This window comes from Anderseniella sp. Alg231-50 (genome assembly GCF_900149695.1).
Lineage (GTDB): Bacteria > Pseudomonadota > Alphaproteobacteria > Rhizobiales > Aestuariivirgaceae > Anderseniella.
This window is the reverse complement of sequence record NZ_LT703003.1, coordinates 962,444-976,597: the sequence shown is the minus strand read 5'-3', so window position 1 is coordinate 976,597 and position 14,154 is coordinate 962,444. Positions and strand designations below refer to the sequence as shown.

Here is a 14,154-nt window from a genome sequence, read left to right as displayed (position 1 = left end):
ATTCAGGCTCTGTTTCCGCTATACGCTGCCCCAACACCGGGTTGACCCGGTGTTTTTTCATGGCCTTCGCTGGACGACATCCCGGCTTTAGGCGTCCTGTTCCTCATTTTGAAAGGATTTCCCGATGTCGATTACGCCTGAGCGCAAGCTGGAGCTTGTGAAGGAATACGCCACTGTTGAAGGCGATACCGGTTCTCCCGAAGTGCAGGTCGCAATCCTGACCGAGCGGATCAAGAACCTGACGGGTCACTTCCAGACCCACAAGAAAGACAACCATTCACGCCGTGGTCTGCTCAAGCTGGTTAGCCAGCGCCGCAAACTGCTTGACTATGTCAAGGTACGTGATGAGCCCCGCTACAAGAGCATTATTCAACGCCTCGGTATCCGGCGGTAATTTCGATAACAATGAGCGGGTGGTTTTCTGGACCGGAAAGCCGCTCGTTTCCCCTTTTATGGCACGTACGGCAATGGGGCCGGGTGCTGATGGCCCGATCGGGGAAAGCCGCAAAAGTAGAAAATAGATGGCGGCAAGGGCCGGAGCTGAGCCAGGAGATGCGGAAACAGGGTTTCCCGTCCAAATTCAGCTCTACCATACATGTAAGGAAATAATTTTATGTTTGACATTCATGTCGAAGAAATTGAATGGGCCGGACGCACGCTGCGGCTGGAAACCGGCCGCGTTGCCCGCCAGGCTGATGGCGCCGTTCTGGCGACCTATGGCGAGACAACAGTGCTGGCAACCGTGGTTGCCGACCGTCAACCCAAGCCCGGCCTGGACTTCTTTCCGCTGACCGTGAACTACCAGGAAAAAACCTATGCCGCGGGCAAGATCCCCGGCGGGTTTTTCAAGCGCGAAGCAAGACCGTCAGAAAAGGAAACCCTGGTTTCCCGGCTGATTGACCGTCCTATCCGCCCACTGTTTGCCAAAGGCTTCAAGTGCGAAACGCAGGTTATCCTCACCGTGCTCAGCCACGATCTTGAGAACGATCCCGATATCGTTGCCATGGTCGGTGCATCTGCAGCCCTGTGCCTGTCCGGCGCCCCGTTCCTCGGACCGATCGGTGCAGCACGTGTCGGTTACATCGACGGCGAGTATGTGGTGAACCCGACCCTCGACCAGATGCCGGATTCAGTTCTTGACCTGGTTGTTGCAGGTACCACGGACGCAGTGCTGATGGTTGAATCTGAAGCCCAGGAACTGTCCGAGGAAATCATGCTCGGTGCGGTGATGAAGGGCCATGAAGACTTCCAGCCGGTTATCGAGGCGATTATCCGCCTGGCCGAACGTGGCGCGCGCGAGCCTCGCGACCACAATCCGGAAGACACGTCAGACCTGCTTGCTGCCGCGAAGAAGCTGGCTGAAAAAGATCTGCAGTCGGCCTATTCAATTGCCGGCAAGGAAGAGCGTCGCGACGCCATTTCTGCCGCCAAGGCGAAGGTCGTTGAAGAACTCTGCGATCCCGAAGATGACGACGCACCGGCACCCAACAAGGTTGGCGAAGTATTCAAGTCACTGGAAGCAGGCATTGTTCGCGGCCAGATCATTGATACCGGTTCACGTATTGATGGCCGGGGACTGTCAGATGTCCGCCAGATCAAGTGTGAAGTCGGCGTTCTGCCGCGCACCCATGGTTCCGCCCTGTTCACCCGCGGCGAAACCCAGGCGCTGGTTGTAACCACGCTCGGCACCGGTGACGACGAGCAGTTCATCGATGCACTGGAAGGCACCTACAAGGAAAACTTCCTGCTGCATTACAACTTCCCGCCATACTCGGTTGGCGAAACCGGCCGCTCTGGTTTCACCAGCCGCCGCGAAATCGGACACGGCAAGCTGGCCTGGCGCGCCGTGCACCCGATGCTGCCGAAGAAGGAAGAGTTCCCGTACACAATTCGCGTCGTGTCGGAAATCACCGAGTCCAACGGTTCATCTTCGATGGCCAGTGTGTGCGGTGCATCGCTTGCCATGATGGATGCAGGCGTTCCGCTCACCCGCCCGATCGCAGGCATTGCCATGGGCCTCATCCTTGAAGGCGAAAAGTTTGCCGTGTTGTCAGATATCCTCGGTGACGAAGATCATCTCGGCGATATGGACTTCAAGGTAGCCGGTACCGAAGAAGGCGTTACATCGCTTCAGATGGACATCAAGATCACCGGCATTACCCAGGAGATCATGTCAACGGCCCTGTACCAGGCCAAGGACGGCCGCATGCACATTCTGGGCAAGATGTCTGAGGCCATCACCCAGGGTCGTGAAGAACTCGGCGAACATGCGCCGCGCATCGAGGTCATGACCATTCCGGCTGACAAGATCCGTGAAGTTATCGGCACCGGTGGCAAGGTGATCCGCGAAATCGTCGAAAAGACCGGCGCCAAGGTAAACATCAACGATGACGGCGTGATCAACATCGCGTCTGCCGACGGTGCATCGATCAAGGCGGCGAAAGACTGGATTCACTCCATTGTCGCTGAGCCTGAAGAAGGTGTGATTTATGACGGCAAGGTCGTCAAGGTTGTCGACTTCGGTGCTTTCGTGAACTTCTTCGGTGCCAAGGACGGCCTGGTTCATATCTCCGAACTGGCACCCAAGCGTGTCGAGAAAGTCTCCGACATTGTCTCCGAAGGCCAGGATGTGAAGGTCAAGCTGCTTGGCTTCGACCAGCGCGGCAAGGTCCGCCTGTCGATGAAGCAGGTCGACCAGGAAACCGGCGAAGACATCTCGCAGGCCAAGGACGACTGAAACCACGCAAGCTGATTGCAGAAACTGAAAGAGCGCCGGTTAAACGGCGCTCTTTTTTGTTTCAGCATGCCCCGCAAAAGTGTGTGCGGTTTTGCGAGCAAGGGCATGCGCAGATTAGAGCATGTCGCGCAAACGCGTGTGCGGTTTCGCGCGATACGGGCATGCGCAGGTCAGAGCATGTCGCGCAAACGCGTGTGCGGTTTCGCGCGATACGGGCATGCGCAGGTCAGAGCATGGCCGGCACGACCCGGTCCGGCGGTTTGTGACCGTCAACAAATGTCTTGATGTTGATGATGACCTTTTCGCCCATGTCAACACGGCCTTCTATGGTCGCAGACCCCATGTGAGGCATCAAAACCGCCTTCGGGTTCTTCAGCAGGCGCGGATTTACAGCCGGTTCGTGCTCAAACACATCAAGGCCGACGCCGGCGAGTTCATCCTTTTCCAGCATCCGGGCCATGGCGTTTTCGTCAATCACTTCACCGCGTGCGGTATTGACGATGATGGCCGTCGGCTTGAGCAGCTGCATGCGCCGTGCCGACAGCAGGTGATAGGTGCCCGGCGTGTGCGGGCAGTTCACCGAAATGATATCCATGCGGGCCAGCATCTGGTCGAGGCTTTCCCAGTAGGTAGCTTCCAGTTCCTCTTCAATGGAAGCGTGAACCGGTTTGCGGTTATGGTAATGTATCTGTAGCCCGAATGCCTTGGCGCGCCGTGCTACGGCCTGTCCGATGCGGCCCATGCCGATGATGCCAAGACGTTTTCCGTAAATCCGCCGACCCAGCATCCAGGTCGGTGACCAGCCCTGCCAAACCTCTTCATTGCCGATTGCATCGGCACCCTCGATGACCCGCCGGGAAACCGCCAGAATCAATGCAAGTGTCATGTCTGCGGTATCCTCGGTCAGGACACCCGGTGTGTTGGTGACGGTGATACCGCGATTGGTTGCCGTCTCCACGTCGATATTGTCAACGCCGGTGCCGAAGTTTGCGATCAGCTTCAACTGGTCTCCGGCCTGCATGATGACCGACTTGTCTATCCTGTCGGTTACCGTGGGCACCAGCACTTCAGCAGTCTTCACTGCTTCCACCAAATCGCTCTGGCTCATCGGCGCATCGGTTTCATTCAGTGTCGTTGCGAACAGTTCGCGCATGCGTGTTTCAACGACATCCGGCAGTCTGCGGGTGACAATTACGGTTGGTTTGCGCGTTGGCATGGGGGCAACTCCTGGCGAAATCGTAATGCTGGGCTTTAACGGTCGGTTTGCCGGCCCTTGCAAATCATTAATCCATTCTTGTTTATGGTGCGTGAGCCCCCATGTAAACTGTGCTGGTTGATGCAATCGGCGTTTCGGCGCATATTAGGGCACCATGGGTTCACGAGAATCTGTAAAGTTGCTCTGACGGGTTAGATGCGATCAGGTTTTTGCTTTTTGGTTATGACAGCCGGAAATCATCCTGATCCTGTGGTTTTGAGCAGGCTTTCTGCCAGGGTTGGGTAAAGACTTTGGGACGTTTGAGCATAGGACGGCTATTGTTCGCTGCACTGGCTTTTGCCGTTGCCGGCGGCATTGTTTATGCATTTACCGAAAGTCAGAATCCGGCGACACTGAGTTCCGCCAAGGCTGCCAAGGCTGCCCAGGACAACAAGGGTGCTGCCGGACCGTTGGTGAAAACCCAGACGGGACTGCCGCTGCCCAGGTTTGTCAGCCTCAAGTCGGAACGGGTGAATGTGCGCCGGGGACCTTCCAACGAGCATGGTGTAGCCTGGGTATTCACCCGAAAAAGCCTGCCGGTGGAAATCATTGCCGAGTTTGATCACTGGCGCCGCATCCGCGACAGTGAAGGTGCCGAAGGCTGGGTCTATCATTCCCTGCTGGTCGGCAGGCGCACCGTGATTGCAGCACCGTGGTCCAAGGACAAGGTCATGCGGCTTCTGGCCAGCGCTTCTGCATCCGGTGACCTGGTGGCACGGATCGGTTCCGGCGCGCTGGGTGAATTGAAAACCTGTGACGGCAAGTGGTGCTACACTGCATTCGGCGGTTACGAAGGCTACGTTTCACAGGAAACGCTTTTCGGCGTCTATCCAGGTGAAGTCTACAGCAAGTGACCGGTAAGCGGGCGGCGGAGCTGTTGCTCAGCCCTTGTCCTTTTCAAGACGCACAATGATATCGATCCGGCCGATCCGCATGCCTTCAGGCGGCTGCGGCAGTCCGTCGACTGTGAGCTGGTCGTCGTCAATGTCTATCAGGCGACCCTCGTCTTCCAGGTAATAATGGCAGTGGTTGGACGTGTTGGTATCAAAATAGGACTTGTGACCCTCAACCGCCACTTCACGCAGCAACCCGGCTTCGGTGAACTGATTGAGCGTGTTGTAGATCGTGGCGAGTGACACCGCGATACCGGCCTGCACGGTTTCGACATGAAGCTGCTCAGCCGTGATATGCCGGTCTCCGCTGCCGAACAGAAGACTTCCAAGCGACATGCGCTGGCGCGTCGGCCGCATTCCGGCGTCGCGCAGTTTCTGTTCCATGCTCTGGGAATTCATCATCACACTACTTCACATAACCAAATGGCCACCGGCCATGAAAAAACAGGATCAAGCCCCTATATAGCCTTAACCAGTCCTGCTTGCAATCATGCCGGTGCAGGCAGTGACGCAAGGTCGCTGGGCAGGCAACATGTTTGGTTAGTGCTTTCACAGAATGTTTCGATATGTTACGAAAACAACAGTAACAGGGGCAGTGCAGCTTGTTTGCCTGCATGACAAAATCAGGGTTTGAGGGCGATGAGCGAACGTAAAGGGCATTTTGGCTACGAGGAATTGCTGGCTTGTGGCAGAGGCGAGCTTTTCGGTCCTGGCAACGCACAATTGCCGCTGCCGCCAATGCTGATGTTCGACCGAATTACGTCCATTTCCGAGGATGGCGGGTCTGCCGGCAAGGGCCAGATCGTGGCTGAACTTGATGTCAGGCCGGACCTGTGGTTTTTCCCGTGCCATTTTCAGGGGGATCCCGTGATGCCGGGATGTCTGGGGCTGGATGCCTTGTGGCAGTTGACTGGATTTTTCCTGGGCTGGATGGGTGCGCCGGGACGTGGCCGGGCACTGGGTGTCGGCGAGGTCAAGTTCACCGCAATGGTGACGCCGGAAGTCAAGAAGGTCGAATATGTTGTGGATGTGCAGCGGCTCATATTGCGCAAGCTGAACATGGCCATTGCAAACGGTGTGTTGAAGGCTGATGGAGAGGTTATCTACACCACGACCGGTATGCGGGTCGGGACTTTTGTGGATGAGAAACCAGCTTAGTCCTTTTGTGACAAGGCGGACGATGAAAGGCGAATAGGGCAGCATGAGACGTGTGGTAGTCACCGGTATCGGTATCGTATCGAGTATCGGCAGCAATGCTCAGGAAGTTAATGCATCCCTGCGCGAGGCAAAGCCGGGAATTGTCAGCGCGGAAGATTACACGAAGCTGGGCTTTCGGTGTCAGGTGCACGGTGCGCCCACCATCGACCTTGACAGTTCCATTGACCGCCGGGTGCGTCGTTTCATGGGCGATGGTGCCGCCTGGAACTGGATCGCCATGCAGCAGGCAATCACCGATGCAGGGCTTGAAGAAAGTGACGTGAAGAACGAGCGCACCGGCCTGATCATGGGCTCAGGCGGGCCGTCGACCCGTACAATCGTTGCATCGGCAGATACCACGCGCGAAAAAAGCCCCAAGCGCGTCGGCCCGTTTGCGGTGCCTGCCGCCATGTCGTCGACCAATTCCGCGACGCTTGCCGTTCCGTTCGGCATCAGGGGTGTCAACTACTCGATCTCGTCAGCCTGTGCGACGTCCACACACTGCATCGGCAATGCCGCTGAACTCATTCAATGGGGCAAGCAGGACGTGATGTTTGCCGGCGGCGGCGAGGAACTTGACTGGACCTTGTCCGTGCTGTTCGACGCCATGGGCGCCATGTCCTCCCACTTCAACGACACACCTGCAAAGGCCTCACGCGCCTATGACAAGGACCGTGACGGTTTCATCATCGCCGGTGGCGGAGGCACGGTAGTCCTGGAAGAACTGGAACACGCCAAGGCGCGCGGTGCGAAAATTTACTGCGAGCTTGTCGGCTATGGTGCCACGTCCGATGGTATCGACATGGTGCAGCCATCCGGTGAAGGCGCGGCACGCTGCATGAAGCTGGCCATGTCCACGGTCAATGAGAAAATCGACTACATCAATCCCCATGCCACATCGACACCGATTGGCGACTTGCGGGAAATAGAAGCCATACGCGAAGTGTTCGGCAATGATATTCCGCCGATTTCAGCGACAAAATCCCTCACCGGGCACTCACTCGGCGCTGCCGGCGTACAGGAAGCGATCTACTCGATCCTGATGATGCAGAACGGGTTCATTTGCGAAAGCGCCAACATCGAGGAACTGGATCCGGAGTTTGCCGACATTCCGGTTGTTCGCGAACGCCGCGACAATGCGAACCTGGATGTCGTGCTGTCCAACAGCTTCGGCTTCGGCGGCACCAACGGCACTCTGGTTTTCCAGCGCTATAACGGTTAAGCACTTTCCCAGTTGTAATTACGTGCGGCCAGTCCGGACCCAAACCGGGCTGCGGTGCCGTGGCAGGGATGATTTCAGGAACGACAATGATTGAAGTTAAAAGCGATCTGATGAAGGGCCGCCGCGGCCTGATCATGGGAGTGGCGAACGATCACTCAATTGCATGGGGCATTGCCAGGTCATTGCGCGAGCACGGCGCAGAGCTGGCGTTTACCTATCAGGGCGATGCCTTCGGCAAGCGCGTGGCGCCCCTGGCTGAAAAGGCAGGTTCGTCGCTGGTGATGCCGTGTGATGTCGAAGACCCCGCAACGGTTGCTGCCGTCTTCGATACGCTCCAGGCAGAATGGGGCTCTCTGGATTTTGTGGTGCACGCCATTGCCTATTCCGACAAGAACGAACTGAGCGGGCTTTATGCCGATACAACCCGGGAGAACTTTTCACGCACCATGGTGATCTCGTGTTTCTCGTTCACCGAGATTGCCCGGCGAGCGGCCGCCATGATGAATGATGGCGGCTCCATGCTGACATTGACCTATGGTGGTGCCACCCGGGTGATGCCGAATTACAATGTCATGGGCGTGGCCAAGGCGGCGCTGGAAGCTTCGGTGCGGTACCTGGCGGCAGACTATGGACCAAGGGGCATAAGGGTGAATGCCATTTCCGCAGGGCCCATGCGCACCCTGGCCGGCGCCGGCATCGCAGACGCGCGCGCCATGTTCTCTTTCCAGCGCCAGCATTCGCCGTTGCGCCGTCCCGTCAGCCTGGAGGAGGTCGGCGGTGCCGGCCTGTACCTGCTGTCGCCCCTGTCCGGCGGGGTCACCGGCGAAGTGCATTTTGTGGATTCAGGCTACAACATTATCTCCACACCCCGTCCGGAAGACCTGGCCGCGGGATCGGAATAGGCACGTTTACACTGCCAACCGGGCCCGGTTCACCCTACTGGTAAGCTGACAGGTCAGTGATGGCCGGATGGCGGCCATTGAGCGGGTTGTCCGGGTTCCAGCTCAGTCTTGTGACCATGAAACGCGCGGACAGCGCATCGTACATCACCATGCGCCCGGCCAGGCTGTCACCTATTTCCGAAATTTCCTTGATCACTTCCATGGCCTGCATGGAGCCGATGACACCGGTCAGCGCCCCAATGATACCTGCCTCCTCACATGACGGCACCATGCCGTCGGGCGGGATGTCGGTGTGCAGGCACCGGTAGCTGGGATACGGGGTGCCGTCTGCCTGCTCAAGGTGGGGCTTGAACGTGGAAAGTTGTGCATCAAACTGGCCGACGGCGGCGGACACCAGCGTTTTGCCCAGCAGATAACAGGCATCTGACACCAGAAACCGGGTGACGAAATTATCACAGCCGTCGGCAACAATGTCATAGTCTGAAATGATATCGAGCGCATTGGAGGCATCAAGCCGCGTCTGATGCGTGACGACCGACACATTGGGATTGAGGTCATTGATCCGGGCGGCCGCGCTGTCGGTCTTCGCGGTTTTCTCAGCCGCTGCTTTTGTGGTGTGAATAATCTGCCGCTGCAGGTTGGACAGGCTGACGATGTCGTCATCCACCACGCCGATGGTGCCGACACCGGCGCCTGCCAGGTACAACAGCACCGGCGCGCCCAGGCCGCCGGCACCGACCACCAGCACTTTTGCCGCTTTCAGCTTTTGCTGGCCCGGCCCGCCCAGTTCACGTAGCACAATGTGCCGGGCATACCTTTCGATTTCATCATCGCTTAGCGCCATGATCAGCTTTTCCCTGTTGAACCGAAGCCGCCTGAACCCCTGCCGGTGGCATCCAGCACATCGACCTGTGTGATGGTTGCCTGGACCACCGGTGCAATCACCATCTGGGCGATACGTTCACCGCGATTGATGGTGAAAGGGGCATCGCCGAGATTGATCAGGATCACCTTGATCTCACCACGGTAGTCGGCATCGATGGTGCCGGGAGTGTTGAGGCAGGTAATGCCCTGCTTGATGGCAAGCCCGGACCGGGGTCGTATCTGTGCTTCGAAACCAGGCGGCAACGCCATTGCAAAACCGGTCTCGATCAGAGCCCGGGCGCCAGCTTCAAGCACAACCGGATCGTCAGCCGGCACAGCTGCACGAATATCCATTCCAGCCGCCTGTGCGGTTTCATAGGCAGGCGCTTCCAGTCCCTCGCCATGGGGCAGCCAGCTCAGCCGTACTTCCGGGGCCGGCGTCATGTGTTTTCTGCGAGCATGGCCGTAAAGTGGTCCATGAGACGCACGGCCACATCGCGTTTGGACATTTTATCCCAGTCTTCGACCTTGTCCGGTCCGACCAGGTGCACGGTGTTGTCGCGTCCCCCCATGACGCCGCCTTCGTCGCTGACGTCGTTGGCCACAATGATATCCGCATTCTTGGCGGTGAGTTTCTTGCGCGCATTGTCAACCACGTTTTCGGTTTCCGCGGCAAAACCGACCACCAGTGCCGGGCGGTGGTTCTTCAGGTGGCCGACCGATTTCAGGATGTCCGGGTTTTCCGCCAGCTTCAAAGCGGGCGGCTTGCCGCTGCCGTCCTTCTTCATCTTCTGCTGTGCATTGTCCTCGGTTCGCCAGTCAGCCACCGCGGCACAGAAAATGGCCATGTCGCAAGGCAATTCGCCCTGCACTGCTTTCAGCATGTCGCGCGCGGTTTCGACGTTGATCAGCTCAACGCCTTGCGGAATCGGCAGGCCGACAGGACCTGATACCAGTGCGACCTCGGCGCCCAGCGCAATGGCCGCCTCGGCCAGCGCATAGCCCTGCTTTCCGGACGACCTGTTGGCGATGTAGCGCACCGGATCGATCGGTTCGTGCGTGGGCCCTGCGGTGATCAGCACCTTGCGTCCGGCCAATGGACCGGTTTTGCACACATCGGGCCTGGTTTGTGCCGGCAGACCTTGGCCGCCGTAAAATTTTTCGATGGCCGAAAAGATATCTGCGGCTTCGCTCATCCGGCCCGGTCCATACTCGCCGCATGCCATGTCGCCTTCTTCGGGCCCGCACACCAGCACGCCGTCGCTTTTCAGGGTTTCCAGATTGCGCCGGGTTGCGGGATGCTGCCACATGCGCACATTCATGGCGGGCGCCATCAGGACCGGCTTGTCGGTTGCCAGCAGCGCTGTGGTTGCCAGATCATCGGCCTGGCCGGAGGCCATCTTTGCCATCAGGTCAGCCGTTGCCGGCGCCACTACCACAAGGTCGGCAACCCGCGACAATTGAATGTGCCCCATTTCCGCTTCATCGGTCAGGTCGAACAGGTTCGTGTAGGCTTTCTCACCGGCCAGTCCGCCGACCGAAAGCGGCGTTACGAACTGTTCGCCGCCACGGGTCAGAATCGGGGTAACCGCCACGCCTGCCTTCTTGCACAGCCGGATCAGTTCAAGCGTCTTGTAGGCGGCGATGCCGCCCCCGATAATCAGCAATATGCGCTTTTGCTCACTCATGGTCTCAAACCTTACTACAGGGCCAGCGATACAGCGAGTACCACCAGCGCAACGGCACCTACCCATAACGCGCCCCGATTGGAGGCGGAATGACGCGCCTGCGCTGCCGCGATTGCTTCCGTCGTGTCACTGTCCAGCCGGATGCCGCCGGACTGCGCCATTGAAGATACCAGTGCAGATGCCTGTCCCAGCTCGCTGAGCACTTCCGGGAAGGATGCCGCCAGCCTGCCCAGGGTCGCAGCGCCTTCCGCGGCATCTTCAAGCCTGCCCTGCGCGCCGAGTTTCTGCTCCATCCATTCCGCGACCACCGGTTCCGCCGTCACCCACATATTGAGCTTGGGGTTGAAACTGCGCGCAACTCCTTCCACCACAACCATGGTTTTCTGCAGGAGAATGAGCTGCGGCTGGGTTTCCATATTGAACTGGCCGGTGACCTCGAACAGCTGGGTCAGCAGCCGGGCCATGGAAATGTCGGTTGAGTTGCGGCCCATGATCGGTTCGCCGATGGCGCGCAGGGCCTGTGCGAACAGGTCTACATCCTGACCGGCAGGCACATAACCGGCCTCAAAATGAACCGTCGCGATGCGCTTGTAGTCGCGCTTGATGAAACCCCACAGAATTTCGGCAAGAAACCGGCGGTCCTTCATGCTCAGGCGGCCCATAATGCCGAAATCGACCGCCACCAGGTCGTTCCGGGCGTCGATGAACAGATTGCCCTGATGCATGTCGGCATGGAAGAACCCGTCACGCATCGCGTGGCGCAGAAACGACTGGATGACCGTGTCCCCGAGCCCCGGCAGATCGAGCCCTGACGCGGCCAGCGCCTTGTCATCGGTCAGTGCGATACCGTCAATCCATTCGCTTGTCAGTATCCTGCGCGAGGTTTGCTGCCAGAAGATTTCAGGCACCCGGAAGCCGGGATCATCGCGGGTGTTTTCGGCCATCTCGGACATGGCCGCTGCCTCCAGGCGCAGGTCCATTTCAAGTTCGACCGAGCGTTCCAGCGTTGCCACGGCCTTTACGAAGTTCAGCCTGCGGGCTTCTGCGGAAAACCGCTCGGCCAACCTGGCTGCGGTAAAGAATGTCTCCAGGTCGTCCCGGAACCTCGCCTCGACACCGGGTCGCAGCACCTTGACCGCCACGTCCCGCCTGTTTCCGGCCTCGTCGATGACCTGGGCCTTGTGAACCTGCGCAATCGAGGCGGCCGCAACCGGATCGGACAGCGGCTGGAAGATTTCACCCGCCGGTCTGCCCAGGCCGGCCTGAATGGCTTCACGCGCCTCGTTCATGTCGAACGGCTTCATGCGGTCCTGCAGTTGCCGCAGTGCACCTGCCCGTTCGCTGCCGATCATATCCGGCCGGGTGGCCAGGAACTGCCCAAGCTTGATGTAGCTTGGCCCCAGTTCGTTCAGGGCTTCGGCCAGGCCGGAGCGTTGTTCCCGGCTTGACTTGCCGGCGCCTAAAAGCCTGAGAACGGATTTCGCGGCCGATGGCACATTGTCGTCATCCAGGGCGGCATCGAGCCCGCCATGGCGGGCAATGGTGCGGCCGGCGCGGGCAAGCTTGAACAGGTGTCGTAATTTATTGAACATGCGATGTGTGCCTAGACCTTCCAGCCGGAATGGATGGCAACAATACCGCCTGTCAGCATCCGGTGACTGGTGCGCACGAAGCCGGCCTCGCCAATCATGTGTTCAAACACCTGCGGCGCGGGAAACTTCTGGATGCTTTCGACCAGGTACCGGTACGGATCGCCATCACCTGTCACTACCTTGCCGACGGCGGGAATGACGGTCATGGAATAGGCTTCATAAACCTGTTCCATGCCGGGAACATCCACATGCGAGAATTCCAGGCACAGAAAACGCCCGCCGGGCTTCAGGACCCGGTAGGCTTGCGCGAGAGCCCGGTCGATATGGGTGACATTGCGAATGCCGAAGGCGATCGTGTAGGCGTCAAAGGTGTTGTCCGGAAATGCCAGGGTTTCCGCATTGCCCACACTGAACCGGCACTTGCCGCCGTGCAATTCGCCCGGCGCCCGCCGGGCACCTTCGCCGACCATCTCCGGAGATATGTCGGCAACGGTGACTTCCGTGCCACCGCCGCCCGCGCGGGCAATACGAAATGCAATATCTCCGGTGCCGCCGGCGACATCCAGAACCTTGAACGGGCGGTCGGATTTCGGCGGGTTCAGCAGCGCGATGAAGTCGTCTTTCCACAGCCGGTGCAAACCGCCTGACATCAGGTCGTTCATCTGGTCATAGCGGGCTGCAACCTTGCCAAACACCTCGTTGACCAGGCCCTGACGGTCTGCTTCTGCAACGGTTCGGAATCCGAACGAAGTTTCGTCCGCAGGTTTTGTTTTTTCTGTATCGTTCATTGTGGTCGCGACCATAGACCAGCTTGCCAATCATGGCTATCAGTTGTGCCCCAACAAGGTGAACATGCCGCATCGATATTTGCGGCTGCGGGAAGACAAAAATGCCTGAACTGCCGGAAGTGGAAACCGTACGACGAGGGCTTGAGCCTGCACTGGTGGACAGGCGGGTGAAAACCGTCAGGCTGAACCGGCCAGATCTCAGGTTTCCATTCCCCGCCGGTCTGGCGGAAATTGTGTCTGGCAAGCGCGTAATCGCGCTCAGGCGGCGCGCCAAATACATCCTCATCGAGCTGGAAAGCGGGCACACAGTACTGGTTCATCTGGGTATGACCGGCAGGTTTACCGTGTGGCCGCCGGATGGCGCAGCCCGCAACCTCGGAGAGTTCTACTATCTCGAGCAGGCAGGGCATGCCGGTGACGGACCGCATGATCATGTGGTGGTCGATCTCGATGACGGCGCCCGGGTCGTCTACACGGACCCGCGCCGCTTCGGGTTCGTTGACCTGATCGAACCAGGCGGTGCCGACACCAACCGGTTTCTTGCCGGTCTCGGTGTCGAACCGCTCGGCAATGAGCTGCACGCCGATTTCCTGGCCGGCGCCCTTGCCGGACGCAGGTCCCCGTTGAAGGCGGCCCTGCTGGACCAGCGGATCATTGCCGGGCTTGGCAATATTTATGTATGCGAGGCCTTGTACCGGGCGCGGCTGTCGCCAAAACGCCTGTCAGGAACCATTGTCCGCAAACGCGGCGCTTCGCCTCTGGTCGAGCCGCTGGTGCATAGCGTCCGCGCCATCATCGCCGAAGCGATCGAGGCTGGCGGATCGACACTGCGTGACTACGCCCACACCGATGGCGGGTCAGGTGAATTTCAGCAACGGTTTGACGTTTATGACCGCGAAGGCGAGGCATGCCGGACACAAGGCTGCACGTCACGGATCAAGCGAATTGTCCAGTCGGGCCGGTCCAGTTTCTATTGCCCCACTTGCCAGCGCTGAACGGTTTGCTGTTTATTGCCC

At 58.8% G+C, this 14,154-nt stretch carries 14 protein-coding genes; 7 read left to right on the top strand and 7 right to left on the bottom strand.

Annotation, left to right across the window (positions count from 1 at the left end):
* The first annotated feature begins 124 nt into the window (after nt 1–124).
* Together rpsO and pnp are read left to right on the top strand one after the other, a co-directional pair.
* Nucleotides 125–394, top strand: coding sequence for a 30S ribosomal protein S15 (gene rpsO, locus DHN55_RS04625; protein WP_108880190.1), 270 nt, complete (start codon nt 125–127; stop codon nt 392–394).
* Between the two features lie 219 nt (nt 395–613).
* The gene (gene pnp, locus DHN55_RS04620) at nt 614–2,737 is read left to right on the top strand and encodes a polyribonucleotide nucleotidyltransferase (protein ID WP_108880189.1); all 2,124 of its coding nucleotides are present in this window, start codon (nt 614–616) and stop codon (nt 2,735–2,737) included.
* A 226-nt stretch (nt 2,738–2,963) separates the two neighbouring features.
* Here the strand turns inward: pnp and DHN55_RS04615 are convergent, their stop codons facing one another.
* A complete protein-coding gene (locus DHN55_RS04615; RefSeq protein WP_108880188.1) occupies nt 2,964–3,953 on the bottom strand; it encodes an NAD(P)-dependent oxidoreductase in 990 nt (329 codons plus the stop codon).
* A 317-nt stretch (nt 3,954–4,270) separates the two neighbouring features.
* On the opposite strand from DHN55_RS04615, the gene DHN55_RS04610 reads away from it, so the two are divergent.
* Nucleotides 4,271–4,846, top strand: a complete 576-nt coding sequence (locus tag DHN55_RS04610; protein WP_337659921.1) for an SH3 domain-containing protein — start codon at nt 4,271–4,273, stop codon at nt 4,844–4,846.
* Nucleotides 4,847–4,873: 27 nt separating this feature from the next.
* On the opposite strand, the gene irrA is transcribed toward DHN55_RS04610, so the two are convergent.
* Nucleotides 4,874–5,269 carry an iron response transcriptional regulator IrrA gene (gene irrA / locus DHN55_RS04605; RefSeq protein ID WP_337659920.1) on the bottom strand — a complete coding sequence of 132 codons (396 nt, stop codon included), beginning with the start codon at nt 5,267–5,269 and terminating at the stop codon, nt 4,874–4,876.
* Between the two features lie 255 nt (nt 5,270–5,524).
* Between irrA and fabA the strand changes: the two genes are divergently transcribed.
* The 3 genes from fabA to fabI all read left to right on the top strand — a co-directional run bounded on the left by fabA (nt 5,525) and on the right by fabI (nt 8,206).
* On the top strand, nt 5,525–6,043 hold the full coding sequence (gene fabA, locus DHN55_RS04600; RefSeq protein WP_108880186.1) for a 3-hydroxyacyl-[acyl-carrier-protein] dehydratase FabA: 519 nt from the start codon (nt 5,525–5,527) through the stop codon (nt 6,041–6,043).
* Nucleotides 6,044–6,086: 43 nt separating this feature from the next.
* Nucleotides 6,087–7,304, top strand: a complete 1,218-nt coding sequence (gene fabB / locus DHN55_RS04595; protein ID WP_108880185.1) for a beta-ketoacyl-ACP synthase I — start codon at nt 6,087–6,089, stop codon at nt 7,302–7,304.
* Nucleotides 7,305–7,390: 86 nt separating this feature from the next.
* Complete coding sequence (fabI, locus tag DHN55_RS04590; RefSeq protein WP_337659919.1) at nt 7,391–8,206, top strand: enoyl-ACP reductase FabI; 816 nt, start codon at nt 7,391–7,393, stop codon at nt 8,204–8,206.
* A 34-nt stretch (nt 8,207–8,240) separates the two neighbouring features.
* Here fabI and DHN55_RS04585 read toward each other — a convergent pair whose 3' ends face one another.
* From DHN55_RS04585 to ubiE, 5 genes are read right to left on the bottom strand one after another with little or no spacing between them, the layout of a single operon-like run.
* Complete coding sequence (locus DHN55_RS04585) at nt 8,241–9,050, bottom strand: molybdopterin-synthase adenylyltransferase MoeB (protein ID WP_108880184.1); 810 nt, start codon at nt 9,048–9,050, stop codon at nt 8,241–8,243.
* 2 nt (nt 9,051–9,052) lie between these two features.
* Nucleotides 9,053–9,514: a dUTP diphosphatase gene (gene dut / locus DHN55_RS04580; RefSeq protein WP_108880183.1), complete on the bottom strand. Its 462-nt coding sequence runs from the start codon at nt 9,512–9,514 to the stop codon at nt 9,053–9,055.
* Complete coding sequence (coaBC, locus tag DHN55_RS04575) at nt 9,511–10,758, bottom strand: bifunctional phosphopantothenoylcysteine decarboxylase/phosphopantothenate--cysteine ligase CoaBC (RefSeq protein ID WP_108880182.1); 1,248 nt, start codon at nt 10,756–10,758, stop codon at nt 9,511–9,513. The genes dut and coaBC overlap by 4 nt, the downstream gene beginning before the upstream one ends.
* A 14-nt stretch (nt 10,759–10,772) precedes the next feature.
* Nucleotides 10,773–12,350: a 2-polyprenylphenol 6-hydroxylase gene (gene ubiB, locus DHN55_RS04570; protein WP_108880181.1), complete on the bottom strand. Its 1,578-nt coding sequence runs from the start codon at nt 12,348–12,350 to the stop codon at nt 10,773–10,775.
* A gap of 11 nt (nt 12,351–12,361) precedes the next feature.
* Entirely contained in the window at nt 12,362–13,138 is a 777-nt protein-coding gene (gene ubiE, locus DHN55_RS04565; protein WP_108881701.1) for a bifunctional demethylmenaquinone methyltransferase/2-methoxy-6-polyprenyl-1,4-benzoquinol methylase UbiE, read from the bottom strand.
* Between the two features lie 101 nt (nt 13,139–13,239).
* Here ubiE and mutM point away from each other — a divergent pair, with 101 nt between their 5' ends.
* Complete coding sequence (gene mutM / locus DHN55_RS04560; RefSeq protein ID WP_108880180.1) at nt 13,240–14,133, top strand: bifunctional DNA-formamidopyrimidine glycosylase/DNA-(apurinic or apyrimidinic site) lyase; 894 nt, start codon at nt 13,240–13,242, stop codon at nt 14,131–14,133.
* Nucleotides 14,134–14,154 lie beyond the last annotated feature (21 nt).